Below are 26,932 nucleotides of genomic sequence, written 5' to 3' on the forward strand. Positions count from 1 at the left end.
CATCATCGGGAGCAATGCGCTACAAGCCAGGCGATGTTGAGCCGGCACTTACCCTACCGCCATCTGCGAGGTGATCATGTCGACGTCATTGCACAGTACCGCGCGGCGCAGCCGCGTGCTCGCCGCCGTTGCCGCGTTCGGGCTCGCCGCCTGCGCCAGCGAGCCGACTCTTGACGACACCCGGGCCCAGGTCGACGCGGCCCAGGCCACCCTGACCAACTTCGTGCGCGACCCCGACATGACGTGGTTCCGCGAACACGTGGGCAGCGCCAGGGCGATCCTGATCAGCCCCCAGATCGTGCAGGCCGGTTTCATCGTGGGCGGCTCGGGCGGTTCGGCGGTTCTCATCGCACGCCATGGCAACGACTGGGCCGGCCCGGCCTTCTACCGCATCGCCGCAGGCTCGGTGGGATTGCAGGCCGGCGCCCAGGCGTCCGAAATGGTGGCCCTGGTGATGACCGAAAAAGGCCTCGATTCCCTGCTGTCGACGTCGTTCAAGCTGGGCGGCGAAGTGAGTGTCGCGGCCGGCCCGGTCGGCGCCGGCACGGGCGCGCCGATCAATGCCGACATGGTGGCGTACACCCGGTCGAAAGGGCTGTACGGCGGCGTGAACCTCGACGGCACCGTGATTTCGGTCGACGAGGGCCGCAACCACGCCTATTATGGCCGCGCCGTGACGCCGGTCGACATCCTCGTTACGCGCACCGTCAGCAATCCCCATGGCCAGGGCCTGGCCCGGGTGGCGTCGAGCGCGATCAAGGGCGCGCGCTGAGGTCGCGCGCCAGCAGGCGGCGCAGCTGGGCCGCCTGGTAGGCCCCGAAGGTGTCGCCGAACAGGCAGCGGATCAAGGGGTCGTCGATCACGTCGGCCTCTTGCAGTTCGCGCTCGACAGCGGGCTCGAACTGCACGTCATTGATCCGCATGTACATCGAGGTCAGCGACTCGCCCAGCGCGAGCGCCGCGTACAGCTTGGCGGCCGGGATCTCGGTGCTCCAGCCGAGCGGGCCGGCCGTGGCGTCCACCAGCGCCGCGTCCTCGCCGTCGAGGCGGTAGTGATAGTGGCTGGGCTGGCCCGCATGGTCGAACACCGACAGGCGCCAGATGCGGGGACGGTCGAAATAGGCCGAGCCGGCTTCGGTGTCACGATACTTCGTCACCAGTCCCCGGCGGCAGTACTCCATGACGCGCGCCTGTTCCTGCGCGCCCAGCGGCGCGAAGTGGCGCGCGATCTCGCCCGTGGACGGGGGCGCCGCATTTCCCTCATAGGCGTAGTCGACGTCCTGCTCGCCCACCGGAATGACCCAGGCCAGCGGCGGCGCCGGGTGCAGGCCGGCGGCGTCGAGCCGCACCGCCACCGAGGGGTCCAGGCGCACGATGCGCGCGTCCGGCAATGCCGCTCCCACCTCCTGCGCGAAGCGGGCGTAGGAGATCGGGAAGAACGCGCGGTTATACCAGGACCACGGCTCCTGCAGGAACTGGCATGAGCTCGGGACCACATGGCGCGGCGCCAGCGCCCGCAGCTGGTCCAGCCATTCCGCGGGCACGCCGGGCGGCGCCGCGGCGTGACGCGACGGCGCCAGCACCTCGAGCTCGCGCATCGTCTGGAACGGCCACAGCACCATGTCCCATGGCCCCAGGCCGGCCAGCTGGCCGAGCGTGTCGTCGTCGATCCATGAATCGACCACGTTGAGCACGTTCATGCCGGCGGCGCGCACCTGGAACATCGAATCGACCTCGCGATCCATCGCCTCGCGCGGCGTGACGGTGAACGGCCCGACCTCGACCACCCGGTCCAGCGCCAGCGCGTGCACCCGGGTGAAGCCGAGCTGGCGCACCATCTCGAACAGCGCGTCGAACTGGCAGTAGATGTACAGCGGCGTGGTGCGCTCCAGCAGGTCCAGGCTCTCGAGCGAGCAGTGGTCGTCGTGGAAATGCGAGATGAAGACGGCGTCGAACCGCTGGCGCCGGATGGCGTCGAGGTCGAAGCGCACGTCGGGAAACGCGTGGCAGTTGCGGCTGAAGGGATTCTCGAAAATCGTGTCGAAGGCGATACGGCTGCCCTCGCATTCGAAGACGTACCCCGCATGCAGGATTCTCGCGATCGTCAGTCCCGCCGTGTCCATGGTTTTCTCCGTGAAAGGCGGCAATTCTACACCCCGGTCGCCCGGCGCCGTCCGTCAGGCTGTAGAATCGCGCCTTTGCCCAGCAGTTTTCCATGCCGACACCCCCAAGCCAGCACGCCGTCCAGGCGCCCCCACCGGAACTGATCCTCGGACTGGACGACCGTCCGCCCCCGCTGCTCGGCATGCTGGCCGCCCTGCAGCATCTGCTGGCCATCATCGTTCCCATCGTCACCCCTGGCCTGCTGATCTGCCAGGCGCTGGGCGTATCGAGCCGCGACACCAACCTGATCGTCTCGATGTCGCTGGTCGTCTCCGGCATCGCCACCTTCGTGCAGTGCCGCCGCTTCGGTCCGTTCGGCGCGGGCCTGCTGATCGTGCAGGGCACCAGCTTCAACTTCGTCGGACCACTGATCGCCGGCGGCGCGCTGATGGTCAAGCAGGGCACGCCGGTGGAAGCGGTGATGGCGGCGATCTTCGGCGTCGTGGTGGCCGGCTCCTTCATCGAGATGGGCGTCTCGCGCGTCCTGCCGTTCGTCAAGCGCCTGATCACGCCGCTGGTCACGGGCATCGTGGTGCTCATGATCGGCCTCACCCTGATCAAGGTCGGCCTGACCAGCATGGGCGGCGGCTATGCGGCCATGGCCGACGGCAGCTTCGCCAACGGCGAGAACCTGCTGCTCTCCGGCGTGGTGCTGGCCATCATCGTGATCCTGAACCGGGTGCCGGTGGCCTGGATGCGCAGCGCGGCCATCGTCATCGCGCTGGCCGTCGGCTACGCGCTGGCCGGCTGGATGGGCCGCCTGGACTTCAGCGGCATGCACGAGGCCCCGCTGTTCCAGGTGCCCGCGCCGCTGCACTTCGGCCTCGGCTTCTCGTGGTCGCTGTTCATCCCGATGATCGTGATCTACCTGGTCACCTCGCTGGAAGCGATCGGCGACGTGACGGCCACCAGCAAGGTCTCGCGCCAGCCGGTCGAGGGTCCACTGTGGATGCAGCGCATCAAGGGCGGCGTGCTGGTCAACGGCGCCAACTCCCTGCTGGCCGGCATCTTCAACACCTTCCCCAGCTCGATCTTTGCCCAGAACAACGGCGTGATCCAGCTGACCGGCATCGCCAGCCGCCACGTCGGCATGTGGATCGCCCTGTTCCTGGTGATCCTGGGCCTGTTCCCCGCGGTCGCCGGCGTGATCCAGGCGGTGCCGGAACCGGTGCTGGGCGGCGCCGCCATGGTCATGTTCGGCGCCGTGGCCGCGGCCGGCATCAACATCCTGGCCGGCGTCACGCTCGACCGGCGCGCGCTGCTGGTGATCGCGGTGTCGCTGGCGCTGGGCCTGGGCGTGTCCCAGGTGCCTGAATTCCTGGCCCATATGCCGGCCGCAGTGCGGGGCGTGCTCGAATCGGGCGTCGCCACCGGCGGGCTGTGCGCGCTGCTGCTGAACTGGTTCTTGCCCGAACAGCCGGCGGCGCCGCAGGAAGCGCGGTGAACCGCAGGCGCCTGGTCCGGAGCCTGTCGGCGCTGCCGGTCGTGGCCGTCACGACATGGGGCGCGGCCGCCCTATGGTTTCAGCTGGCGCCCGCGCCGGCGCTGGCCGTGGGCGGCGCCTGGACCCTGCTCGGCCTGGCCGTGGCGCTGGTGCTGGCGCGCGCGCCCGGCTGGCAGCACGAGCGCAGGCTGCTGCTGGCCGGCGCGTTGGCGTTGCTGGCGATGCTGGGATGGTGGCAGTCGCTCGCGCCGTCGCACGCCAGGGCCTGCGCCGACGACGTCGCGCGCCTGCTGGAAGCCTCGGTCGACGGCGAGCGCCTGACACTACGCAACGTGCGCGCCTTCGAGTGGCGCACCGAGACCGACTATACGCCGCGCTGGGAAACCCGGCGCTACGACCTGTCCCGGCTCGAGACGGCCGACCTGGTCCTGTCGTACTGGATGGGACCGCACATCGCCCACACGCTGGTGTCGTTCGGCTTCAGCGACGGCCAACGGCTGGTGCTGTCGCTCGAGATCCGCAAGGAACGCGACGAGACCTTCTCGGCCGCCGGTGGGTTCTTCCGCAAGTTCGAACAGGTGATCGTCGCGTCCGACGAGCGCGACCTGATCCGCACGCGCAGCAATGTGCGCGGCGAGCAGGTCTATCTATACCGGCTGCGCGCCACGCCGGCGCAGCTGCGCGCGGCGCTGCTGGACTACCTGGCGCGCGCCGAGCGGCTGCGCCGCCAGCCCGAGTTCTACAACACCCTGACCAGCAACTGCACCACGATCCTGTTCGAGCTGGCGCGCCGGATCGATCCCGCCCTGCCGCTCGACTATCGCCTGCTCGCGTCGGGGCACTTCGCCGAATACGCCTACGAGCAGGGTGCGCTCACCTCGCGCCTGCCCTATGCGGTCTTGCGCGATCGTGGCCACATCAACGCGCGCGGGCGCGCCTCCGACACCGGTGCGCACGACTTTTCGCAGGCGATCCGGGTCGGCGTGCCAGGCGTCAACGCGGCGGCGCCCTGACGCCGACTCCCGGCCCCTGAGGCCGGTGCGCCTCAGCGCGACTGCAGGGCCGCGATGCGTTCCTCAATTGGAGGATGGCTCGAGAACAGCGCCAGCGCGCCGCCCTTGCCCGAGATGCCGAATGCGCTCATGTTCTTCGGCAGCGCGCCTTCGGCCATGCCGCCCAGGCGGCGCAGGGCCGCGATCATCGGCTGCGGCTGGCCCATGATGGTGGCGGCGCCGCGGTCGGCGCGGAATTCGCGCTGGCGCGAGAACCAGGCCACGATGATGCTGGCCAGGATGCCGAACGCGATCTCGCACACGATCACGGTGGCCATGTAGCCGATGCCGGGACCGGTGTTTTCCTGGTCATTCTTGCGCAGCATGCCGTCCACGAAATAGCCGACGATGCGCGCCAGGAAGATCACGAAGGTGTTGACCACGCCCTGGATCAGGGTCAGCGTGACCATGTCGCCGTTGGCGATGTGGGCCACCTCGTGGGCCAGCACGGCTTCGACTTCCTGCTGGGTCATCGACTGCAGCAGGCCGGTCGAGACCGCGACCAGCGACGAGTTCCTGGTGGCGCCGGTGGCGAAGGCGTTCGGTTCGCCCTCATAGATCGCCACTTCGGGCATGCCGATGCCGGCGCGCCGGGCCTGGGCCGCCACCGTGTCCAGCAGCCACTGTTCGGTCGAATTCGACGGCTGCCCGATGACGCGCGCGCGGGTGCTCCACTTGGCGATCGGCTTGGACAGCAGCAGCGAGATGAAGGCGCCGCCAAAGCCCATCAGGCCGGCGAACATCAGGAGCTTGGTGAGATCGAGGCCATTCGAGGTCAGGAACCGGTTCACGCCCAGCAGGCTGGCGGTGATGCCCAGCACCAGCATGATGCCCAGGTTGGTTGCAATAAACAACAAAGTACGTTTCATGATGTCCTTCTTGGTACGGTTACGGTAAAAAGCGGTGTCAGGCGGCCAGCCCGGCATCCTCGGCCACGATGCGCTGGACCAGCACCCGCGCGATGCGGCGCTCCTCCACGCTCAGGATGCGGTAGCGCAGGCCCTCGATCTCGAGCTCCTGGCCAAGCTCCGGCATGCTCTCGAAGCGCGCCAGCAGGAAGCCGGCCAGCGAGGTGTAATCGTCGTCGCTGCTGACCAGCCCCTCGGTCTCGAGCACCTGCTCGAGCTGGTGCAGGTCGGCCGTGCCCATGACTTCCCATACGCCGGGGCCCACCGGCTGGATCGCCAGCTGCTCGTCCTCGTCGGGGAATTCGCCGGCGATCGCCTCCAGGATGTCGACCGGGGTCAAGAGGCCCTGCACGATGCCGAATTCGTCCGTCACCAGCACCAGCTGGCCGTGGGCGCGCTTGAGCGTGTCCATGGCCTTGAGCACGCCGGCGGTGTCGGGCAGCAGGATCGGCTTGCGTATCGATCCATTGGAGCCATTGCCGTCGTCGACGACGTCGTCGATGCGCGCCTGCAGTACCAGCTGGCTGATCAGGTCCTTGGTGCGGGCGATGCCGACCAGGTTGTCGAGCTGGCCGCGGCAGACCGGCATCCGGCTGTGCGGCGTTTCCTGCAACTGGCGCAGGATGGCGTCGGCTTCGTCGTCGAGGTTGACCCAGGACATCTCGGAGCGCGGCGTCATGATCGAACGGATCGAACGGTCGGCCAGGGTCAGCACGCCGCTGACCATATTGCGCTCCTCGACGCCGAAGGCTTGTGGCTCCCCGGCCTGCGTGTCCTCTGGGTCCGGCTCGGCATCCTGGCGCCGCTTGCCGCCCATCAGGCGCAGCACGGTGTCGGCGGTGCGGTCGCGCAGCGGGACGCGCGCCTCGTTCTTGAGGAAGTTACGGCGCGCGAACTGGTTCAGGGTCTCGATCAGGATCGAGAAGCCGATCGCCGCGTACAGGTAGCCCTTCGGAATGTGGAAGCCCAGGCCCTCGGCCACCAGCGACAGGCCGATCATGAGCAGGAAGGAGAGGCACAGCACGACCACGGTCGGGTGCGCGTTGACGAAGCGGGTCAGCGGCTTGGACGCCAGGATCATGACGCCGATCGAGATGATGACGGCCGCCATCATGACTTCCAGCTGGTCGACCATGCCGACCGCGGTGATCACGGCGTCGAGCGAGAACACGGCGTCGAGCACCACGATCTGCGCCACCACGGCGCCGAAGCTGGCGTACACCTTCGACTGGGTGTGGACGTGAGTCACGCCTTCCAGGCGTTCGTGCAGCTCGACGGTGGCCTTGAACAGCAGGAATACGCCACCGAACAGGAGGATCAGGTCGCGCCCCGAGGGCGCCCACGGCCCGAGCGCGAACAGCGGCGTCGTGAGCGTGACCAGCCACGACACGATCGTCAACAGGCCCAGGCGCATCAGCATGGCCAGGGAGAGGCCGATCAGGCGCGCCTTGTCGCGCTGGTGCGGCGGCAGCTTGTCGGCCAGGATCGCGATGAAAATCAGGTTGTCGATGCCCAGGACGATTTCCAGGACAATGAGTGTGAGCAGACCCGCCCAGATTGCCGGGTCGAATAGCCATTCCATGGTATTACCTCGTTAATTTGCTAAAAGTGAATCGCGGCCGCGATCGCGGGCACGGCGGCGCGGTCGTGTCGACATGCGCCGTCCATGCGGGGATCGTGATCGGCCAGGGGCGCCGCGGCAGCGGCGAAGGCAGGCCTCCAGGGCCGGCGCGGGGGTTTCAGCAACGGGAACGAGGAGTGATTGGCGCGCGGCGGCGCCGGGGGTCCGATCGCGCCTTCCGCCAGGCCGGACAGCCGCAGGCCGAGCTCTTCGTACACGGAGTCGTGGACGTCGGCGCCGGCGGGCGGTTCATCGGGATCGATATCGCAGGCGGACTGACAATCGGCGCCGCCGGCCAGGTAGGCGTCGGCGAACAGCGGCACGGCGGCGTCGGTCTCGAGCGCAGCCGTGTGGATGAGGACTTCGGAAGGTGTGACGTGTTCCGCCGCTGCGGCGGGCTGCATCGCGGATGCGGCCATGGCCAGGGCAAACATATTCAGGGGTAGCAGAAGGGTCAGGCAGATGACGAAAAATCGTCTCATATACGATGCAGGAGTCGGAACGGCGCCAGTATAGCATGGCCGCGCACCGCGCCGACGTCGGTCAGCTCGGACGGCCTTGCCGGCCGGTTAACGAAAAACGGCGCCGCCGGCAGCCGTCGATCTGACGAATGCCGACGGCGCCGCCGTCCGATACGGCATCAGTGCCTGGTATTGCCCTGGTCCGCCGTATGGATCTCGTGCTCCTTCAACAGCTTGCGCACCTTGGCCACGTCGGCCGCGCCGACCGGCGAAGCCTGGTTGCCCCAGCTGCTGCGAACGAAGGTGGCCAGACGCGCCGCCTCGTCGTCCGACAGGCGCCATGCGAAGCCCGGCATGCCCAGGTCGGACGGCGCCGTGTGGGTCGATGGCAACCGTGCGCCGGCCAGGATCACGCGGATCAGCGAGGTCGGGTCGGCCGAGAGCGCCGTCGGATTGCCCGGCAGCGCAGGGAACACGTCACCGGCGGCCTTGCCGTCCACGCGGTGGCAGGCCGCGCAGTTGTCCAGGTAGAGCTGGACGCCGCGTTCGCTGTCGTTGCCCGCCATGATCTTCTGCACGGTGGCGTCGCTGGCGGCGAAGCTGGCCTTCTTGTTGCCGGTCTCCGGCAGGCTCTTGATGTAGAGCGCCATCGCCATCAGGTCGTCGTCGAGCATGTTCTGGGTGCTGTGCTTGACCACGTCCTGCATCGGCTCGCCCAGCACGCCCGAGTGCTTGTTGCGGGCGGTCTTGAGCGTGTCGACGATGTCCTGCGCAGTCCAGTTGCCCATGCCGTCGACCCTGTCGCCGCGCAGGTTGACCGCCAGCCAGCCGTCGATCAGCGGGCCGCCCGCCAGGTATTCCGGGCCGGATTCGTCCAGCGCCAGTTCACCCAGCGTCACCGCACGCGGGGTGTGGCAGCTGCCGCAGTGGCCCAGGCTCTGCACCAGGTAGGCGCCACGCGCGATGCGCTGGTCCGAATACTTCGACAAGTCCATCGGGCCCTGCACCGGCACGAAGGTCTTGCGCCAGATGCCCAGCGGCCAGCGCATCGACAGCGGCCAGCTGATCTCGTTGTCGCGGTTGGCCTGCCTGACCGGCTCGACGCCGTGCATGAAGTAGGCATACAGGGCGCGCATGTCGACGTCGCTCATCCGGGCGTAAGACGGGTACGGCATCGCCGGATACAGCGTGCCGCCGCCCGGCACGATGCCGTGGCGGACCGCACGATCGAAGTCGTCCAGCGAGTAGTTGCCGATGCCGGTTTCCTTGTCCGGCGTGACGTTGGTCGCGTACATATTGCCGATCGGCGACTGGATCACGCGGCCGCCGGCGAACTCCTTGCCGGCGGGCGCCGTGTGGCAGGCGATGCAGTCGGACGCGGTGGCGACGTAGCGGCCCTTCTCGATCAGGCCCGCATCCGGCCTGGCGCCGGCGGCCAGGCCGGCCAGTTGTGGTCCGGGTTCGATCTTGCGGGTTTCGGTCGGCGCCACGGCGTAGCCATAGGCGCCGGCAAGAATCACCGCGCCGGCGATGGCCAGGCCAAGGACGATTTTCTTGACAGGTTTTTGTTGGGTCATGTGGTCCTCTTATGCCTGCACCAGCGGGCCGGGGTTCTTGATGTATTGTTCCCGGATCGCTTTCGCGCACCAGTACGCCAGCGCGCCGACCATGCCGGTCGGGTTGTAGCCGTTGTTCTGCGGGAAGGCGTTGGCGCCGGGCGCGAACACGTTCGGCACGTCCCACGACTGCAGGTACTTGTTCAGGGCCGAGGTCTTCGGGTCGGCGCCCATGATCGCGCCGCCGACCGTGTGCGTGCTCTGGTACTGGTTGATGTTGTAGTGCGTGCCCGGCTTCTTGGCGTCGCCCTTGGTCGCCAGCGGGTTCAGCACCTTGCACATCTCCTGGGCCTTGTCGACCAGGTAGGCCGACGCCGCGATCTCGTTGTCGTGCCAGTCGAAGGTCATGCGCAAGAGCGGTCGGCCGAACGCGTCCTTGTAGTTCGGATCGAGGTCGAGGTAGGCGTCGTCGTAAGCCATGCAGGAACCCTGCACTTCGTAATAGAACGAGTGACGCATCGCGTCCTTGGCGCCCTTTTTCCAGTCGCTACCCCAGTTCGGCACGCCCGGCGCGGTCGCGATGCCGCGCACCGGACCACCGCCCGGCTGGCGCGCCCAGATCACGCCGCCGCCGACGAAGCCCGACTTGGTCGGATCGTTGCGGTTGCCGTTCAGGTCGTCGAAGGTGGTGCCGCCGCCGCCGATGCCCATGAACTGGTTGGCGTGCACGTTCTTGTCGAAGAACAGCGAGACGCGGTTCAGGTTCTGGTACGAGTAGTTCTTGCCGACGGTGCCGGTCCTGGTGACCGGGTCGTAGGCCGGGCCGATCTTCGACACCAGCATCAGGTGCACGTTGTACAGCGAGAACGCGCCCAGGATGACGATGTCCGCCGGTTGTTCGCACTCTTGTCCGCCGGCGTCGAGATAGTTCACGCCAGTGGCCATCTTGCCGTCCGCCGTCAGGTTCACCTTCAAGACCTGGGCAAGCGTGCGCATTTCGAAATTCTTGCGCCCGCGCAGCACGGGGAAGATGTTGATGTTCGGGCTGGCCTTCGAGTAATTCAGGCAGCCGTAGTCCGAGCAGAAGCCGCAGAAGTTGCACGGACCCATCTGGCAGCCGTACGGGTTCGTATAGGTCGCCGAGGTGTTCGAGGCCGGGATCGGGAACGGGTGGTAACCCATTTCGCGCGCCGCCGTGTAGAACATTTCGCCGCCCAGGTAGTCCGGGTTCGGTCCCAGCGGGTATTCGCGCGAGCGCGAGCCTTCGAAGGGATTGCCGCCTTCGACCACCTTGCCGTTCAACACGCCGGCCTTGCCCGACGTGCCGCACACGTATTCGAAATGCGAGAAATGCGGCTCCAGCTCTTCGTAGGTGACCGGGAAATCCTGGATCGACATGCCGGTGGGCATGATCTTCTTGCCGTAGCGCTGCTCCATGGTGCTGCGCAGGTTGAAGTCTTCCGGCAGCGCGCGAAAGTGCACGCCCGACCAGTGCGAGCCCGCGCCGCCCACGCCGGTGCCCGGCTTGAACGAGCCCATGCGGCGCTTCGGCACCGCCACGGTGTTCAGGTTGTGGCGGATGGTCACGGTCTCTTGCGCCAGCGACTGCAGGTATTTGCGGTGCACCGAGCCTTCGAGCTCGTCGATCACGCGCGGATAGGCGAAGTCGGTCTGCGTGTCGCGGTCGGGGCCGCGTTCGAGGATGACTACATTCAGGCCGGCGTCCGTCAGTTCCTTGGCCATGATGGCGCCGACCCAGCCGGCGCCGACGATGACCGCGTCTTTTTTCTCTTTTACGATTGCCATATTCTCTTATCCCCTCCGTCCAGCCAGGTCCACCGGTCCCAGCGGATACGGTTTGTCGCGAATCTTCACCCACTCCAGGTAGTCGCCCCGCATCCCGGGGTAACCGATCATCTTCCAGGCGCCCATGTCCTTGTTGCCGCCGTGGCTAGGATCGGAGAAGTAGCCGGCGCGGGTCTCGGACAGGAAATCGGCGAAGAACTGCTTCGACGAAATATCGTTGAGCTTGATCTTGCCGCCCTCGAGTTCCTTGAGGACGGATTCCTGCATGCGCACGTCGAGGTCGGCGAAGGCCTTGCCCGAGTAGGTCCTGGCGCAATACGCGTCCACGTTGGCGATGCCGACGCGGATGATGTCCTTCAGCGCCAGCTTGCCCTGGTAGCCGAAGTCGCCGGTTGCTTCGAGGAACGGGCCCTGCATGTACCAGATGCTGCCGGCGGCGTACGGCGACTGCATGTGGCGATCGATGAACTCCGGCACGCCGAGCTCGACGGCGCCAGGGCCGTGCTCGTCATGCGGGATCAGGCGATCGACCGCGGCGATCACGAATGTCCATTCCTTCGCGTTGAAGAACTTGGGCGTATAGGGATTCGGCTTGCCTTCCGCGGGTGCGCTGGCGGTGGCGTTGGCGTTGGGCAGCCCCTGGTGAATGGCTGCCGCCGCTCCCGCGCCCATCGGCACGAACACCAGGCTCTTGATGAGGCGCCGCCGCGATGGGGATTGTTGATCGTCGGACATGAAGTCTCTCTCTCGGATTGAAAAATGTATTTTGTATGCAAAATGCAAGATACATCGTACCAATAACTCAGGGGGGATGCCAATCCCCGCCACCAGCATTGGATAGCTTCTACAGAGAAATTTCGTCTCGATCCGGCATTCCAGGGGGCATCGGCTGCGCGTCGAACGCCCCCTCGCAACCGTCGCATCACTACCATAAGTTACAACGCTGGTAGCGTGGGCACTGCTAAAATGGCAGTTTCGGAGTTTCAGAAATTTTGGAATATTTCCATCGAGGTGATGGGCGGTAAGGGATCCCTTGATCTGGTCGCCTCGACCGGCTCAGCGCCCCCTTGCCGCTGCCAAGAGGCCGCGCGATCTGCATCACGCGCGTGACGCAAAGCGCCGAGCGCCAACGGATCCCCGATATGATCGGCGTGTGCCAAGGAATCCTGTTTGATACTTGGTCAACGCGCATGGCGGCCAATGGCAGCCATCGTCACTGGCTGGATTTGTTGCAGAATTGAAACATACTGACACCCAGGCTTATGCAAGGCCGATCATTATTTTTCAGGAAGTCAGGTCGACGTTCAGTAATGCAAATACAACCGGGTGATAGAATCCCACCAAAATTATGAAAGTGGAGACATTGAATGCAAGACGCGGAAGTTGATCCGGTTTCGGCAAACGGCGCCGCGGCGCCGGCGCTTCCCAAGCTGGCCAGGCAGCACCTGCACGACACGGTGGTGTCGCATCTGCGCCGGCTGATCGTCGAGTCCGTGTTTCCTCCCGGAATGAAGCTCAATGAGCGCGAACTGTGCGAAACCATGGGCATTTCGCGTACGCCGTTGCGCGAAGCGCTGAAAGCGCTGGCCGCCGAAGGCCTGATCGAGATCGCGCCGAATCGCGGCGCATCGGTCTACAAGATGACGCAGCAAGAAGTATGGGAAACCTTCGAATTCGTCAGCGGCCTCGAAGCCCTGGCGGGCGAATATGCGTGCGCGCGGATCACGCCCGAGGAAGTCGCCGAGATCCGGGCGCTGCACGACGCGATGCTGGCCTGCCGTGAGCAGGGCGACCTGCCCGGCTACTACAGCCGCAACCAGGCGATCCACAACAAGATCTCGGAGGCCGCCCGCAACTCCGTCCTCCATCACACCTATCTGAACATGAACCGGCGCCTGCAGTCGTTGCGGCTCAAGTCGAATATCGTCCCCGAAAAATGGGACCAGGCGATCGAAGAGCACTGCCAGATGATGGAAGCGCTCGAAGAGCGCGACGGCAAGCGCCTGGCGGCGATCCTGTCGCGGCACCTGCTGGACAAGCGTGATTCAGTGATGGAGATGGCGGCCGACGCCGCGCCGCCGCGCACGGGGTCCTGACCCGGCCGAGCCGACCAGCGGCGCACGCCCGCACCGGGGCGCGGTCGCGGCCCTGCCCGCCTTCGCGTCGCCGGGGCCACGGCAAGGCGGACGCCGGCGTCCGTGGACGCGCGCACGCTACATCCGGAACCTCAGGCTCAGGCCATAGGTCGTCGGGTTGTAGCGTACGTCGCGCGGCATGTACTCGCCCAGCGTGCTCTCGAACTTCGTCCTGGTCAGGTTGATCGCATCGAACTGCAACGAGACGGTGTCGTTGATCTCGTAGCCGATGCTCAGGTCGACGAAGGTCGCCCCCTTGACCACGCGGTCCTGGTTGAACGGCGCTTCGGCGATCTGCTCGACGTAGTCGCCGCGGCGGGTGGCGGCCAGGCGCCCGGTGATGCCGTTGCCCTCGTACAGCAGCGCGAGGTTGTAGCTCTTCCTGGCCACGCCGGTCAGCGGCGTGGTGGTGTAGGTGTCGCTGTCGAAGGCAGTACGGCTCTGGTTGTCGCCGTCGATCCACGTAGCGTTGGCCTGGGCGCCGAAGTTGGCCCATGGGCCGGGCAAGAAGTCGAAGAACTTCTGGATCCCGAATTCGGCCCCGCGCAGCCGGCCCTTGCCCGAATTCTGCGGACGCGTCACACGGTAGACCTGGCCGCCGATGACTTCATCGCGCGTGAAGCTCTGCTCGTAGCCGTCGATGTCGCGGTTGAACAGCGCGACCTGGGCGAAGCCGTTTTTCTGGAAGTAGTATTCGAGCGTGGCGTCGATATTGGTCGAGCGGGTCGGCGCCAGGTACGGGTTGCCGGCGCCGCCGCTGCCCGGCAGATTGACGGTCGACGGCACCAGGGTCAGGGCCGGATTGAGCGTGCCGAAGTTCGGACGGGTGATGGTCTTGCCGACCGAGAAATGCGATTGCAGATCTTCGGTCCAGCCGACCACCGCCGAAGCGCTTGGCAGGTAATTGGTTTCGTAGGTCGACAGGTCGACGTTCGACACCGCGTCGCCGATCCGGGTCATGCCGCTCAGCTCGCGATTGAGGCGCACGACGCGCGCACCGATCTCGCCCTTGACGTCGATGCCGCCCGGGTTGGCTGCCCAGCGCGCCGCCAGGTACAGGGTCGCGTTGCGCTCGCGCTGGTCGAACAGGCGGCCCGGGTCGTCCGGCACGCGGCCGCTGGCCGCGCCGTACAGCGCGCGCACGGCGTCGGCATCGTCGATCAGGAAGTCGGATGACGGGCCGTACCAGGCGCCGCCCAGGCGATCGAGGCCCGGCACCCGCGCCTGGAACGCCGGGCCGAGGGCGCCGGCAGCGCCTGGACGCTCGCCGCTGAAATCGGCGTAGCCTTCGGCGCCGTGATAGCTGGCCTTGCGCGAGGACAGGCGCAGGCCGCCCAGCAGGGCCGTGAAGAAACCGTCGCCGCCAAGGCGCCAGGTGGCGTCGGTGCGCCATTGCAGCTGGCTGCCGGCCTGCTCGTTCCAGTTCTGCACCAGGCCGCGCAGCACGTAGTTGCGCGGGTCCTGCAGGGCATTGCCGCCGCTGCCCGGCAGCGTGATCGCGTTGAAGCCGCCGTGGCCGTCGGCGCCGTACGAGTACACGCTGGCGCTGGCGCCCGGCACCTGCTGGTCGACGATCACGGTGTCGTTGACGAACCTGGAGCGGGTGTAACCGAACTGTGAGTCGACGCTGAGCGGGCCATCGGCGTACTTCAGGCCAAGGTTCAGGTAATGGGTGGCGGTGCGCTCGTTCTGGCCCCAGCTGCTCGACGCCGTGTACGGATCCCAGTCGTAGGCGTTGCCGAACCGCGCGGCCGGCGCGCTGGCGGCCAGGATCGGGCAGATCGCGCCCTGCGGCGTGGCGCAGGCGCTGCCTTGCGGCGCCAGCACCACGTCCGTCAGGCGCGGCGCCCAGGTGACGTTGCTCATCACGTAGTTGACGCCGGAGCGGCCCTGGTAGCCCATGCCCAGGTACTGGGCGCTGGCCGTCAGGCGTGGATTGACCTTCCACTGGAAGGCGCCGTGCACGCTCTGGCGCTCGCGCTGTCCGGCGTTGTAGATGCCGCCGATGTTCGGCAGCTGGCCGAGCACGTCGTCCGGCGCGGCCGGCGCATACGGACCGACGTTGCCGAGGCGGGTGGCGCTGCCGTCCGGGCGCACCGAAAACACATTGTCGGGACGGTCGACGTATTGCACCGGGTAGGCCCAGTTGTCGCGGTTGACGGCGACGTCGAACAGCGCGCCCATCTCGCCGAAGGCGGTGTTCCAGCGGTTGCTGACCAGGAAGCCGCCGCCCGGGCTGTGCTTGTCCGGGGTATTGCCGCTGCCATTGGTCTGGTTGACGCGGTCCTCGATGTAGCCGGTCCCGGTGAAGCCCTTGTTGTCGAACGGCGCGCGCAGGCGGATGTTGACGGCGCCGGCGATGCCGCCTTCGAACTGGTTGGCGGTGGCCGACTTGTACACTTCCATGCCGGCGATCGACTGGACCGGCAAGTCCTGATAAGACAGGCGGCGGCCGGCGGCGGTGAAGATCTCGTTGCCGTCGAGCGTAGTGGCGACGTCCGGCAGGCCGCGGATGATGACGGTGCTGGTTTCGCCGCGGTCGCGCCCTACCTGCACGCCGGCGATGCGCTGCAGCGCGTCGCCGGCCTGGCGGTCGGGGAATTTGCCGATGTCGTCGGCGTTGATGGCGTCCACCACCTGCGGGGCGTCGCGCTTGATGTCTTCGGCCGAGCGCAGGCTCTGGCGCAGGCCGGTGACCTGCACCACGGCGGCGGCAGGAACGGCGGCGGCCTCTGCGGCTGGAACGGCCTGCGCGGCCGTGGCGGCCTCGGTGTCGGTCCGGGCCTCGATCTCGGCGTTGGTCCCGGCGACGGTTTGCGCCAGGGCCGGCGCGCCATAGGCCGACATCAGCATGATGGCGGCGCAGATCGGCTTGACTCTCATTCATTCTCCAGTTCTGTGATGCGCTCTGGCGTGCACGTCCTGTGCACGACGGTTGCGCCCTTCGATACCAGGCTCAACGCTTCGCCATCGGATTCCGTTGACATAAATACACAAATTAGTTCATACATCTTTTTACAAACGACGAACCAGTCCGGCAAATACATCGAACAAGCGCGCCGTAGCGCGCTGGTTACTTCCAGATGGCGATGGCAATGTGTCGTGGCGCCGGTGTATGGCGCGGTGATGCCGGAGCCCCGGCGCCCGGCGACAAGGGGCGCCGTTGCGCACAGGTCGAGCGGGCCTGCCTGCAGGTGTAAGGTGGAGACCGGACGCGCCAAGGCCGCACGGCGGGGGCCGTGCGGATGCGCCGGTGTTGGCAGCGCGCGCGGCGCCATGTATGCTGCCGGGCATACCACTCCGGCAACTATCAAGAAAGAAGCCTATGAAACACCTGCTGTCCTCCTGCGTCCTCGGCCTGGGCCTGACGCTGGCGCTGGCCGGCTGCGACCGCGCCCAGGCGCCGCAGTCGGCCGCGTCGGCCGTCGCCTTCCAGAAGATCGACACCATTCCCGGTACCGGCAAGGAAGCCGTGGCCGGCGCCACCGCTGTCGTCAACTACACCGGCTGGCTGTACGAGCCGGGCAAGGAAACGCTGCGCGGCGCGCAGTTCGATTCGTCGGCCGGACGCGCGCCGTTCAGCTTCCAGCTGGGCGCCGGCCAGGTCATCCGCGGCTGGGACGAAGGCGTGCAAGGCATGAAGGTTGGCGGCAAGCGCACCCTCATCCTGCCGCCCGAGATGGGTTATGGCGCCGGCGGCGCCGGTCCGATTCCACCGAACGCGAGCCTGATCTTCGACGTCGAGCTACTCGACGTGCGCTAAGAGCCTATTCCGGACCACCCCCAGGGCGGCCCTGGGCGCGCGTCCTGGCCCACGCGCAAGCGCGATGCGGGACTATGCCGGCGCGACCGGCGGCGCAGCGCGCCCCCGCCTGAAGTCGCGCAGGATCTCGCGCGCGGCGTTGTGCCCGGGCGCGCCGGTCACGCCGCCGCCGGGATGGGTGCCCGCGCCGCAGGTATACAGGCCCGGCACGGGGCCACGGTAGTCGGCGTGGCCGAGCATCGGACGCGCCGAGAACAGCTGGTCGAGCCCCAGCGCGCCATGAAAGATGTCGCCGCCGACCAGCCCGAACGTGCGTTCCAGGTCGAGCGGGCTCATGATCTGGCGGCCCAGCACCGCGCGTCTGAAGTTCGGCGCATGGCGGTCGACGGTGTCGATCATGAGGTCGGCCACCTGCTCGCGGTGCTCGTCCCAGCTCGCGCCATCGGGCAGTATCGGCGCGACGTGCTGGCAGAACAGGCTCGCCACATGCTGGCCCGGCGGGGCCAGGCTCGGGTCGAGCGTCGACGGGATGAGGAGCTCGACGATCGGCGCCTGCGACCAGCCCTGGGCGCGCGCGTCGTGGTAGGCGCGCTCCATGTAACGCAGGCTGGGCGCGATGATGATGCCGCTGCCGTGGTGTTCGGCGATGCCCCGGCCTGGCAGGCAGCGAAAGTCCGGCAGTTCGGACAGCGCGACGTTCATGCGGAACGTGCCCGAACCGCAGCGCCACGCCCCGATGCGGCGCAAAAAGTCGGCCGGCAGCGCGCCAGGGTCGACCAGCCGGGTGTACAGCAGTCGCGGATTGAGGTTGGAGACGACGGCGCGCGCATCGAACCGCTCGCCATCGGCCGTGACGACGCCGGTGGCGCGACCCTTGTGCAGCACGACTTCGGCTACCCCGCATCCGGTGCGGATCTCCACGCCCAGGGCCTGCACCGCCTTTGCCATCGCCTGGGTGATGGCGCCCATGCCGCCGATGGCGTGGCCCCAGGCGCCCTTTTTTCCATTGACCTCGCCGAACACGTGGTGCAGCAGCACGTAGGCCGATCCCGGCGTGTAGGGACTGGCGTAGTTACCCACCACGCTGTCGAAACCATAGGCCGCCTTGATTGGATCGCTCTCGAACCAGCCGTCCAGGACGTCGCCGGCCGACTTGGTGAACAGGTCCAGCAGTTCGCGCTGGCTGGCCAGCGACAGCTTGCGCATGCGGTTGCCGATGCGGCCGGCCTCGAGCAGCTCGGGCAGCGCGGCCAGCCAGCCGCCCTGGCTGCGGTTCGGTGGCGTGCGCAGCACCAGCTCGCGCAGCAGGTCGGCCGCGTCGTCCAGGTGCCGATGGTAGTCGTCCAGACGCCCGGCGTCGCGCTGCGAGAACCTGGCGACTTCCAGGGCGGTCCTGCCGGCGCCGACCTTCAGGTAGCGGCCATCTTCCAGCGGGAGAAAATTGGAAAGCGGACGTTCGACGATGCGCAGGCCGTGCCGGCCCAGCGCCATGTCGTGGATCACCTTGGGATTGAGGAGCGAAACGGTGTAGGCGGCCACCGAGTTGCGGAAACCGGGATGGAATTCCTCGGTGACCGCGGCGCCGCCGACGACGTCGCGCCGCTCGAGCAGCGTCACCTTCAACCCGGCGCGGGCCAGGTACCAGGCGCAGACCAGGCCGTTATGGCCGGCGCCGATGATGATTGCGTCGCGCATCTGGCGTCTCCCCGGGCGTGCAAGCGAAGACGCCGATTCTACCGAGGGAATCGCCCGATGGCAAAAAAATGCCCCTGCGGACAGGGGCGCGATCATGCTTGCCTTATGCTTGCCTTACCTGGCGCCCGCCGCCTTCGCGCGCGCCGCGTGCAGCTTGCGGTAGCTGTCGATCAGGCGGTGGTGGCGCTCGAGCCCTTCGAGCCGCATGCTGGTCGGGGTCAGGCCATGGAAGCGCACCGTGCCTTCGACGGACCTGAGCACCGCGTCCATCCTGGCGTCGCCGAACATGCGGCGGAAGTTGGCGACGTAGTCGCCCAGTGCCAGCTCGTCGTCCAGCACCACCTCGAGCACCACGTTCATGGCCTGGTAGAACAGGCCTCGCTCGACGGTGTTGTCGTTGTACTGCAGGAAGGCGCCGACCAGTTCGTGCGCGTCCTCGTAGCGCTTGAGCGCGAGGTTGATCAAGAGCCGCAGTTCGAGCACCGTCAGCTGGCCCCAGTCGGTGTTCTCGTCGAACTCGATGCCGATCAGGCTGGCGATGTCGGAATACTCGTCCAGCTCATTGTTTTCCAGGCGCTCGAGGAGCAGCGCCAGTGCTTCGTCGTCCAGGCGGTGCAGGTTGAGGATGTCGGAGCGGAACAGCAGCGACTTGTTGGTGTTGTCCCAGATCAGGTCTTCGACCGGATACACTTCGGAATAATCGGGCACCAGGATGCGGCAGGCCACGGCGCCCAGCTGGTCGTAGACGGCGGTATAGACTTCCTTGCCCATCTCCTCGAGGATGGCGAGCAGGGTCGCGGCTTCCTCGGCGTTGGCATGCTCGCCCTGCGCGGTGAAGTCCCACTCGACGAAATCGAAGTCCGATCTGGCGCTGAAGAAGCGCCACGAGACGACGCCGCTCGAATCGATGAAGTGTTCGACGAAATTATAGGGTTCGGTCACCGCTTCGCTGGCGAAGGTCGGCCGCGGCAGGTCGTTCAGGCCCTCGAAGCTGCGCCCCTGCAGCAATTCGGTCAGGCTGCGCTCCAGCGCCACCTCGAAGCTCGGATGGGCGCCGAAGGACGCGAAGACGCCGCCGGTGCGCGGGTTCATCAAGGTCACGCACATCACCGGATACTGTCCACCCAGCGAGGCGTCCTTGACCAGCACCGGGAAGCCCTGCTCTTCCAGGCCCTTGATGCCGGCCACGATGCCAGGATATTTCGCCAGCACCGCCTGCGGCACGTCGGGCAAGGCCAGCTCGCCTTCCAGGATCTCGCGCTTGACCGCGCGCTCGAAAATCTCGGACAGGCACTGCACCTGCGCCTCGGCCAGCGTGTTACCGGCGCTCATGCCGTTGCTGGCATACAGGTTTTCGACCAGGTTGGACGGGAAATACACGACCTCGCCGTCCGAATGGCGCACGAAAGGCAGCGCGCAGATGCCGCGCTCCACGTTGCCCGAATTGGTGTCGATCAGGTGCGATCCGCGCAATTCGCCATCGGGATCGTAGAACGCCAGGCTGGAGTCGTCGAGGATGCCTTCCGGCAGCGCATCGTCCGGGCCCGGCTTGAACCAGCGCTCGCTCGGGTAATGCACGAAGTCGGCGTTGGCGATGTCCTCGCCCCAGAATGCGCCGGCATAGAAGTGGTTGTTGTTCAGGCGTTCGATGAATTCGCCCAGCGCCGAAGCCAATGCGCTTTCCTTGGTCGCGCCCTTGCCGTTGGTGAAGCACATCGGCGAATGCGCGTCGCGGATGTGCAGCGACCAGACGTTGGGGACGATATTGCGCCAGGACGCGATTTCGATCTTGATGCCCCAGCTGGCCAGCATGCCCGACATGTTGGCGATGGTCTGCTCCAGCGGCAGGTCCTTGCCCGCGATATAGGTGCGCGATTCCGCGTCGGGCTGCAGGGTCAGCAGCGCCTGGGCGTCGGCGTCCAGGCTGGCCACCTCCTCGATCACGAATTCGGGGCCGGCCTGGACCACTTTTTTCACCGTGCAGCGCTCGATCGAGCGCAGGATGCCCTGGCGGTCCTTGTCGGAGATGTCCGCGGGGAGCTCGACCTGGATCTTGAAGATCTGCTGGTAGCGGTTGTCCGGGTCGACGATATTATTTTGCGACAGGCGGATATTCTCGGTCGGGATATTCCGGGTGTTGCAGTACAACTTCACGAAATACGCCGCGCACAGGGCCGACGAGGCCAGGAAGTAATCGAAAGGGCCCGGCGCCGAGCCGTCACCCTTGTAACGGATCGGCTGGTCGGCGATGACGGTGAAATCGTCGAACTTGGCTTCCAGGCGAAGCTTGTCGAGGAAGTTGACTTTAATTTCCATGAAAAATCCAGAAACGATGGGGTAAAAATAGAAAGCCCTGCCGGGACAGTAATACCGTTAAGTTGAGCTGCTGAGCTAGCCGTCAAATACGTCGTCCCCGCGCAGGCGGGGACCCAAGTGCTGCAAACGTCGCCGAAACGCTTGCAAGATTGGGTCCCCACCTGCGTGGGGACGACGCTTTTACGCTAACTCGAGAAGACTTTCGCCTTAACTTAACGTCATTACTACCGGGACAGGGCTCATGGTCGCTGATTACAGTACCGAATTTCTCGTGGGAGTCGCACTTCGCTCGATCCGCTACTGCCAGGGATAGCGCGCGCATTTTATCACGGGGCGCCGTATCGCCTGCCGGCCGGAGGATCATTCTACTGCTCCGCCGGCCGCCGCCAGCCTGGACGTATCGGCGCAACAACGTGGAAATTGGCGAGTTTTGCCCGTCGAGGCGTCCGGTAGAATGATTCGCGAGTAAAACTAGGAGTGCACATGGCAACGCTGATTCCTTCGATCGGCGCTTGCGCCTCGCGAATGACGCCCGGGGAACGGCGCCTGGCGACCCGTCTCGAAGACAAGCTCGAAGACGACTACCTGTGCTGGTACGACGTGTCGATCGGCGAGCGCACCCAGCACCCGGACTTCGTCGTGTTCCATCCGAACCGCGGCCTGTTGGTCCTCGAGGTCAAGGACTGGCGTCCCGATACGATCCGCAGCATCGACAAGCAGACGGTGGCGATCGTCGCCGGCGACGGCGTCAAGCACGTGCAGAATCCACTGGAACAGGCACGTCAGTACATGTACGCCGTGATCAACAAGCTCGAACGCGACCCGCAACTGGTATGGCCCAGCGGCTCGCTGAAAGGCAAGCCGGCATTTCCTTACGGCCATGGCGTAGTGTTGACCAATATCACCCGCAAGCAGTTCGACAAGGCCGAGCTCGATGGCGTCCTGCCCCCGCACCTCGTCATCTGCCAGGACGAGATGACCGACGCCGTGGACCCGGAAGGTTTCCAGCAGCGGCTGTGGCAGATGTTCCCCATCAAATTCACGCGGAAACTGACGCTACCGCAGATCGACCGCATCCGCTGGCACATCTTCCCCGAGGTACGGATCCCGCCCCAGCCGGGCGCGTTCGACGAACCGGGGCAAATGACGGTCGAGCTGCCGGATGTCCTGCGCGTGATGGACCTGCAGCAGGAGCAACTGGCGCGCAGCCTGGGCGAAGGACACCGCGTCATCCACGGGGTCGCCGGCTCGGGCAAGACGCTGATCCTGGGTTATCGGGCCGAACACCTGGCGAAATCGTCCACACGACCGATCCTGGTGCTGTGCTACAACAAGACGCTGGCGACCAAGCTCGCGAGCGTGATGGCGGCGAAGGGCTTGCAGGACAAGGTTCACGTTGCCACCTTCCATGCCTGGTGCGTGCGCCAGCTCGACGCCTACCATGCGGGCAAGCCGGTCAACGACGGCGACGCCAACGCCTTCTTCGAAGCCTGCGTGGAGCGCGTGATCCGCTCGGTCGACCAGAAGCTGATTCCATCGGCGCAGTACGACGCCGTGCTGGTCGACGAAGGGCACGACTTCAGGCCGGAATGGTTCAAGCTCGTGGTCCAGATGGTGCACCCGGATTCGAACTCGCTGCTCGTGCTGTATGACGATGCCCAGTCGATCTATGGCGACCGCAAGCGACCCCGGTTTTCGTTTTCCAGCGTCGGCATCCAGGCAAAGGGCCGCACCACCATCCTGAAGCTCAATTACCGCAACACCGCCGACATCCTGGCGGTGGCGCGCGCCTTTGCCGACAACCTGCTCTCGCCCAGCGATGCCGAAGAAGACCAGGCGCCGACCGTGCTGCCGATGAGCGCCGGGCGCCGCGGCCCGAAACCGCTGCTCGTCACCTTGCCGACGCTGAAGGATGAAGCCGCGTTCCTGGCCGATCGCCTGACCGAAGCCAATCGCCTGGGAACGCCATGGAACGAGATGGCGGTCGTCTACCGCCGCTATGGCATCGGCAAGCTGCTCGTCGACGCCCTGGAGCACAAGCGCATCCCCTTCCAGTGGCAGCAGGACCGCAAGGGATCGTTCACCCCGGAGCACGACAGCGTGAAACTGATCACCATGCACAGCAGCAAAGGGCTGGAATTCCCGCTCGTCTGCATTCCCGGCATCGGCGCACCGGCAAGGGACGGCGAGGACGAGCGCGACGAGGCGCGCCTGCTGTATGTGGCGATGACCCGCGCCACGCAGGAGCTGGTCATGACGCACAGCGACACGTCGCTGCTGTCGGAAAAGCTGGCCGGCGCCATGGGCGTGTTGCGCGCCCTCTGAGCGATCGATCGGCGCCATCCATGCGGCGCCGCCTGCGGACGCCGACCGGGGTCCGGCTCGCCCCCTCTCCTGCAAGCCTTGCGTGAGTAGGGTTAGCCTGTTCGTAGTCGTCAGCGTTCAGGTTTTTCTTTGGTGTGTGCGTAATGTTGGTTAGTTACGTTTTATGGTATGGTGGCGCCATCTCCATCCAATGCGCCGCGCCATGCACACCGCCACCTCCTGGGACGCCGACCCGGTCACCTCATTCAACGCGTTCGTGTCGAGCACGGCCTTCGCCGAAACCGGCCGGCGCCAGCGCGCCGACGGCACGCTGCGCGTGCTGTCGGCCGAGTCGGCGAAGATCTACCTGTTCATGTTCAACAACCTGGCCGGCTGGCTGCGGGAACAGCGCCTGCCCTTCTCCAGGGTGTCGAAGGCAGACCTGCTGCGCTTCATCAACCGCACGGTCAAGGGCAAGCGCGTCCTGAACAGCAAGATCGCCTACCGCTACCTGCGCCTGCTGGAACGCTGCTACGAGCATCTCGGGGTCGTGCCCAATCCGGCGCAAGAGGCGATTCTCGGCATCGACCGCGCCCACATGGCGAAGGACGAGGCCGGACGCACCCTGTCGGAAGACCAGCTGGCGCGCTTTTTCGCGGCGCTGCCGGCCGAGGCGCCGCGGCGCCGGCGCTCTACCCCGTTCGATGGCTGGAAGCGCCGGCGCGACCGCGCCATGCAGGTGGTCATCGCGCTGGCGGGGCTGAAGGTATCGGAAGCGGTTGGCCTGTTGACCACGGAAGTCGGCCGCCAGGCGTCGATCGACGGCGCGATCGTGCTGACGATCACCCCGGAAGAAAAGCACGACACCAGCCACGAACACGAGGTCGCCCTGCCCGCCGAAGGCGCCGACGAACTGCGCGCCTGGCTGGACGAAAGAGAAACGATGGCGATCCCGGGCGAGTTCGTGTTCCCGGCCAACCTGACCGGCGCCCGGATGACCAGGAAAACCGTCTACATGCAGATGCGCGCCACGTTCGAGCGGGCCGGCATGGACTTGTCGCGCTCCGGCGGGCGCACCTTGCGCAACACCTTCGCCAAGCGCCAGCTGGACGCCGGCGCGGATCCCGACGAACTGAAGGACACGCTGGGCCTGGCGCTCGAGCGTTCCGCCGCCGACTACAAGCTCACCCGCGTGAAACCGGACCCGGACGGCTGAGCGCCCTATCCGAAAGTCAGGCCGCCAGCAGCTCCGGCCCGATCTCGCTCACCGCACGCACGCCGGTCAGGACCATATTGGTGCGCAAGTCCTTTTCCATGATCTGCAGCAGGCGCTCGACCCCGGCCTGGCCTTGGGTGGCCAGCGCATAGACGAAGGCGCGCCCCAGCAGCACGCCGTCCGCCCCCAGCGCCAGCATGCGGAACACGTCGGTCCCGGTGCGCACGCCGCCGTCGGCGAAGATCGTCATCCGCCCCTTGACCGCGGCGGCGATGGCCGGCAGCACCGCCGCGCTCGACGGCGCGCCATCGAGCTGGCGGCCGCCGTGGTTCGAGACCACGATGCCGTCGGCGCCGAAGGCCAGCGCAGCGCGCGCATCCTCGGGGTCGAGGATGCCCTTGATGACCAGCTTGCCCTGCCACTCGTCGCGGATCCATTGCAGGTCGGGCCAGGCGATGCCGGGGTCGAAATTGGCGCCGAGCCAGCCGATGTAGTCGGCCAAGCCAGTGGCGCTGCCGCGATAGGCGGTGATGTTGCCCAGGTCATGCGGACGCCCGAACAGCCCCACGTCCCAGGCCCAGCGCGGATGGAGCGCGGCCTGCAGCAGGCGCCGCAGCGGCGCGTTCGGCCCGCTCATGCCGCTGTGGGCGTCGCGGTAGCGCGCGCCGGGCACCGGCATGTCCACCGTGAACACCAGGGTGCGCGACCCGAGTTCCCATGCACGGCGCATGACGTCGCGCATGAAGCCGCGGTCTTTCAGCACGTACAGCTGGAACCAGATCGGGTGGGCGGCCTGGGCCGCCACCTCGGCCAGCGGACAGACCGAGACGGTCGACTGGATGAACGGGATGTTGCGGCGGCAGGCGGCGCGCACCGCCTGCACCTCGCCGCGCCGGGCATACATGCCGGTCAGGCCCACCGGCGCCAGCGCGATCGGCAGCGCATAGCCTTCGCCGAACCACTCGACGCCCAGGTCGAGCTGCTCGGACCCGCGCAGCACGCGCTGGCGCAGCTTGATCGCCTGCAGGTCGTCGACGTTGCTGCGCAGGGTCTGCTCGGCGCCGGCGCCGCCGTCGAGGTAGTGAAACAGGAAGGGTGGCAGCCGGCGGCGCGCGGCCTGGCGGAAGTCGGTGGCGGACGAGATGATCATGTGCGGATAGCGGATGAACAGATGAGCGGATCGAATCCGCAGTCTACGCCGCCGCGCGCGTGCTCGTCCATCGCAGGGCCAGCATATCTTCTCCTCGTCCCATCCACATCCTGCGGCTCGGCCGCGATCTGCGTGCCGCTGGTCGCCATCGATGGCGTCGGGTGGTAAGCTCCAGGCGATCCGACCATGACGAGGAATGCGATGTTCAATCCCACCGACCACCCGCACCGCCGTTACAATCCGCTCGGCGGCGACTGGGTACTCGTATCACCCCACCGCGCCAAGCGCCCCTGGCAAGGGCAGCAGGAAGCCCCCGACCGCGCCACCGGGCCGGCGCACGATCCCGGCTGCTACCTGTGCCCCGGCAACGTGCGCGTCAACGGCGAGCGCAACCCCGACTACAAGGGCACCTATGTGTTCGCCAACGACTTCGCGGCCTTGACACCCGACACCCCGGAAGCGCCGCCCGGCGCCGACCCGCTGTTCCAGAGCATGAGCGCGCGCGGCACCAGCCGCGTGATCTGCTTTTCGCCCGACCATGCCAAATCGCTGCCCCAACTGCCCCTGCCGGCGCTGCGCGAGGTGGTCGACACCTGGTGCGAACAGGCGGCCGAGCTGGGCGCCAGCTACCGCTGGGTCCAGGTATTCGAGAACAAGGGCGCGGCGATGGGCTGCTCCAACCCGCACCCGCATGGCCAGATCTGGGCCACCAGCTTCCTGCCCGACCTGCCGGCGCGCGAGGACATCCATCAACGCGCCTATCATGACCAGCATGGCCGGCCGCTGCTGCTGGACGTCGCCGGGCGCGAGGCGCAGGCAACCGAGCGGGTGGTGGTCGAGACCGCGCACTGGCTGGCGGTGGTGCCGTACTGGGCGGCCTGGCCGTTCGAAACACTGCTGCTGCCGCGGTTCAAGGTGGCGCGCCTGGAAGCATTGAATGACGCGCAGCGCACTGACCTGGCGCTCGCCCTCAAGCGCCTGACCACCCGCTACGACAACCTGTTCCAGACCTCGTTCCCGTATTCGATGGGCTGGCACGGCGCCCCGTATGGGCAAGACGGGCAAGACGCCGACACCGCGGCCTGGCAGCTGCATGCCCACTTCCATCCGCCGCTGCTGCGCTCGGCGTCGGTGCGCAAGTTCATGGTCGGCTTCGAGATGCTGGCCGAGCCCCAGCGCGACCTGACGCCGGAACAGGCGGCCGCCATGCTGCGCGCGGTCTCCGACGAGGTGCACTACCTCGACGCCGCCGCTGCCCCTACCCCTTGAGCGCACGCTGCGCGGCCTGTCGACGGCACAGCCAGCCGATCGACAACGCCAGCGACGAGTGCGGCCCGGCCGG

20 protein-coding genes are annotated in these 26,932 nt (G+C 66.8%); 8 read left to right on the forward strand and 12 right to left on the reverse strand.

Annotation, left to right across the window (positions count from 1 at the left end; all coding sequences use genetic code 11):
• The first annotated feature begins 76 nt into the window (after nt 1-76).
• Nucleotides 77-772 carry a lipid-binding SYLF domain-containing protein gene (locus ABIB38_RS04630; RefSeq protein ID WP_429202160.1) on the forward strand — a complete coding sequence of 232 codons (696 nt, stop codon included), beginning with the start codon at nt 77-79 and terminating at the stop codon, nt 770-772.
• Here ABIB38_RS04630 and ABIB38_RS04635 read toward each other — a convergent pair.
• The gene (locus ABIB38_RS04635) at nt 756-2,123 is read right to left on the reverse strand and encodes an MBL fold metallo-hydrolase (RefSeq protein ID WP_429202161.1); all 1,368 of its coding nucleotides are present in this window, start codon (nt 2,121-2,123) and stop codon (nt 756-758) included. The two genes, ABIB38_RS04630 and ABIB38_RS04635, sit on opposite strands and share 17 nt — an antisense overlap.
• 92 nt (nt 2,124-2,215) lie before the next feature.
• On the opposite strand from ABIB38_RS04635, the gene ABIB38_RS04640 reads away from it, so the two are divergent.
• Together ABIB38_RS04640 and ABIB38_RS04645 are read left to right on the forward strand one after the other, a co-directional pair.
• Nucleotides 2,216-3,607: a nucleobase:cation symporter-2 family protein gene (locus tag ABIB38_RS04640; protein WP_429202163.1), complete on the forward strand. Its 1,392-nt coding sequence runs from the start codon at nt 2,216-2,218 to the stop codon at nt 3,605-3,607.
• The gene (locus tag ABIB38_RS04645; protein ID WP_429202165.1) at nt 3,604-4,620 is read left to right on the forward strand and encodes a DUF4105 domain-containing protein; all 1,017 of its coding nucleotides are present in this window, start codon (nt 3,604-3,606) and stop codon (nt 4,618-4,620) included. The genes ABIB38_RS04640 and ABIB38_RS04645 overlap by 4 nt, the downstream gene beginning before the upstream one ends.
• A gap of 32 nt (nt 4,621-4,652) precedes the next feature.
• Here ABIB38_RS04645 and htpX read toward each other — a convergent pair whose 3' ends face one another.
• The 6 genes from htpX to ABIB38_RS04675 all read right to left on the reverse strand — a co-directional run bounded on the left by htpX (nt 4,653) and on the right by ABIB38_RS04675 (nt 11,746).
• Nucleotides 4,653-5,528 carry a protease HtpX gene (htpX, locus tag ABIB38_RS04650; RefSeq protein ID WP_429202166.1) on the reverse strand — a complete coding sequence of 292 codons (876 nt, stop codon included), beginning with the start codon at nt 5,526-5,528 and terminating at the stop codon, nt 4,653-4,655.
• A 37-nt stretch (nt 5,529-5,565) separates the two neighbouring features.
• Nucleotides 5,566-7,149, reverse strand: coding sequence for a TerC family protein (locus ABIB38_RS04655; protein WP_429202167.1), 1,584 nt, complete (start codon nt 7,147-7,149; stop codon nt 5,566-5,568).
• Nucleotides 7,150-7,169: 20 nt separating this feature from the next.
• On the reverse strand, nt 7,170-7,670 hold the full coding sequence (locus ABIB38_RS04660; RefSeq protein ID WP_429202168.1) for a hypothetical protein: 501 nt from the start codon (nt 7,668-7,670) through the stop codon (nt 7,170-7,172).
• A gap of 158 nt (nt 7,671-7,828) precedes the next feature.
• A complete protein-coding gene (locus ABIB38_RS04665; RefSeq protein ID WP_429202170.1) occupies nt 7,829-9,226 on the reverse strand; it encodes a c-type cytochrome in 1,398 nt (465 codons plus the stop codon).
• Nucleotides 9,227-9,235: 9 nt separating this feature from the next.
• A complete protein-coding gene (locus ABIB38_RS04670) occupies nt 9,236-11,011 on the reverse strand; it encodes a GMC family oxidoreductase (protein ID WP_429202172.1) in 1,776 nt (591 codons plus the stop codon).
• 6 nt (nt 11,012-11,017) lie between these two features.
• Nucleotides 11,018-11,746, reverse strand: a complete 729-nt coding sequence (locus ABIB38_RS04675; RefSeq protein ID WP_429202174.1) for a gluconate 2-dehydrogenase subunit 3 family protein — start codon at nt 11,744-11,746, stop codon at nt 11,018-11,020.
• 632 nt (nt 11,747-12,378) lie between these two features.
• On the opposite strand from ABIB38_RS04675, the gene ABIB38_RS04680 reads away from it, so the two are divergent.
• The gene (locus ABIB38_RS04680) at nt 12,379-13,107 is read left to right on the forward strand and encodes a GntR family transcriptional regulator (protein WP_429202176.1); all 729 of its coding nucleotides are present in this window, start codon (nt 12,379-12,381) and stop codon (nt 13,105-13,107) included.
• Between the two features lie 117 nt (nt 13,108-13,224).
• On the opposite strand, the gene ABIB38_RS04685 is transcribed toward ABIB38_RS04680, so the two are convergent.
• Together ABIB38_RS04685 and ABIB38_RS04690 are read right to left on the reverse strand one after the other, a co-directional pair.
• Entirely contained in the window at nt 13,225-16,029 is a 2,805-nt protein-coding gene (locus tag ABIB38_RS04685) for a TonB-dependent receptor (RefSeq protein WP_429202178.1), read from the reverse strand.
• Entirely contained in the window at nt 16,026-16,424 is a 399-nt protein-coding gene (locus tag ABIB38_RS04690) for a hypothetical protein (protein ID WP_429202180.1), read from the reverse strand. The genes ABIB38_RS04685 and ABIB38_RS04690 overlap by 4 nt, the downstream gene beginning before the upstream one ends.
• Before the next feature lie 47 nt (nt 16,425-16,471).
• Here ABIB38_RS04690 and ABIB38_RS04695 point away from each other — a divergent pair, with 47 nt between their 5' ends.
• Nucleotides 16,472-16,909: an FKBP-type peptidyl-prolyl cis-trans isomerase gene (locus tag ABIB38_RS04695; RefSeq protein WP_429202182.1), complete on the forward strand. Its 438-nt coding sequence runs from the start codon at nt 16,472-16,474 to the stop codon at nt 16,907-16,909.
• A 72-nt stretch (nt 16,910-16,981) separates the two neighbouring features.
• Here the strand turns inward: ABIB38_RS04695 and ABIB38_RS04700 are convergent, their stop codons facing one another.
• Both ABIB38_RS04700 and ABIB38_RS04705 read right to left on the reverse strand, forming a co-directional pair.
• Entirely contained in the window at nt 16,982-18,604 is a 1,623-nt protein-coding gene (locus ABIB38_RS04700) for a phytoene desaturase family protein (RefSeq protein ID WP_429202184.1), read from the reverse strand.
• Between the two features lie 114 nt (nt 18,605-18,718).
• Nucleotides 18,719-20,920, reverse strand: a complete 2,202-nt coding sequence (locus tag ABIB38_RS04705; protein WP_429202186.1) for an OsmC domain/YcaO domain-containing protein — start codon at nt 20,918-20,920, stop codon at nt 18,719-18,721.
• Nucleotides 20,921-21,403: 483 nt separating this feature from the next.
• Here ABIB38_RS04705 and ABIB38_RS04710 point away from each other — a divergent pair, with 483 nt between their 5' ends.
• Nucleotides 21,404-23,245, forward strand: a complete 1,842-nt coding sequence (locus tag ABIB38_RS04710; RefSeq protein WP_429202188.1) for a DEAD/DEAH box helicase — start codon at nt 21,404-21,406, stop codon at nt 23,243-23,245.
• 202 nt (nt 23,246-23,447) lie between these two features.
• Nucleotides 23,448-24,440 (forward strand): site-specific integrase, encoded by a 993-nt coding sequence (locus ABIB38_RS04715; protein WP_429202190.1) that lies wholly within the window; start codon nt 23,448-23,450, stop codon nt 24,438-24,440.
• 16 nt (nt 24,441-24,456) lie between these two features.
• Here ABIB38_RS04715 and lldD read toward each other — a convergent pair whose 3' ends face one another.
• A complete protein-coding gene (gene lldD / locus ABIB38_RS04720; protein ID WP_429202191.1) occupies nt 24,457-25,590 on the reverse strand; it encodes an FMN-dependent L-lactate dehydrogenase LldD in 1,134 nt (377 codons plus the stop codon).
• 201 nt (nt 25,591-25,791) lie between these two features.
• Between lldD and ABIB38_RS04725 the strand changes: the two genes are divergently transcribed.
• Nucleotides 25,792-26,859: a UDP-glucose--hexose-1-phosphate uridylyltransferase gene (locus ABIB38_RS04725; protein ID WP_429202192.1), complete on the forward strand. Its 1,068-nt coding sequence runs from the start codon at nt 25,792-25,794 to the stop codon at nt 26,857-26,859.
• Nucleotides 26,860-26,932: the final 73 nt, after the last annotated feature.

This window comes from Massilia sp. UYP11, from assembly GCF_050434805.1.
GTDB lineage: Bacteria > Pseudomonadota > Gammaproteobacteria > Burkholderiales > Burkholderiaceae_D > Telluria.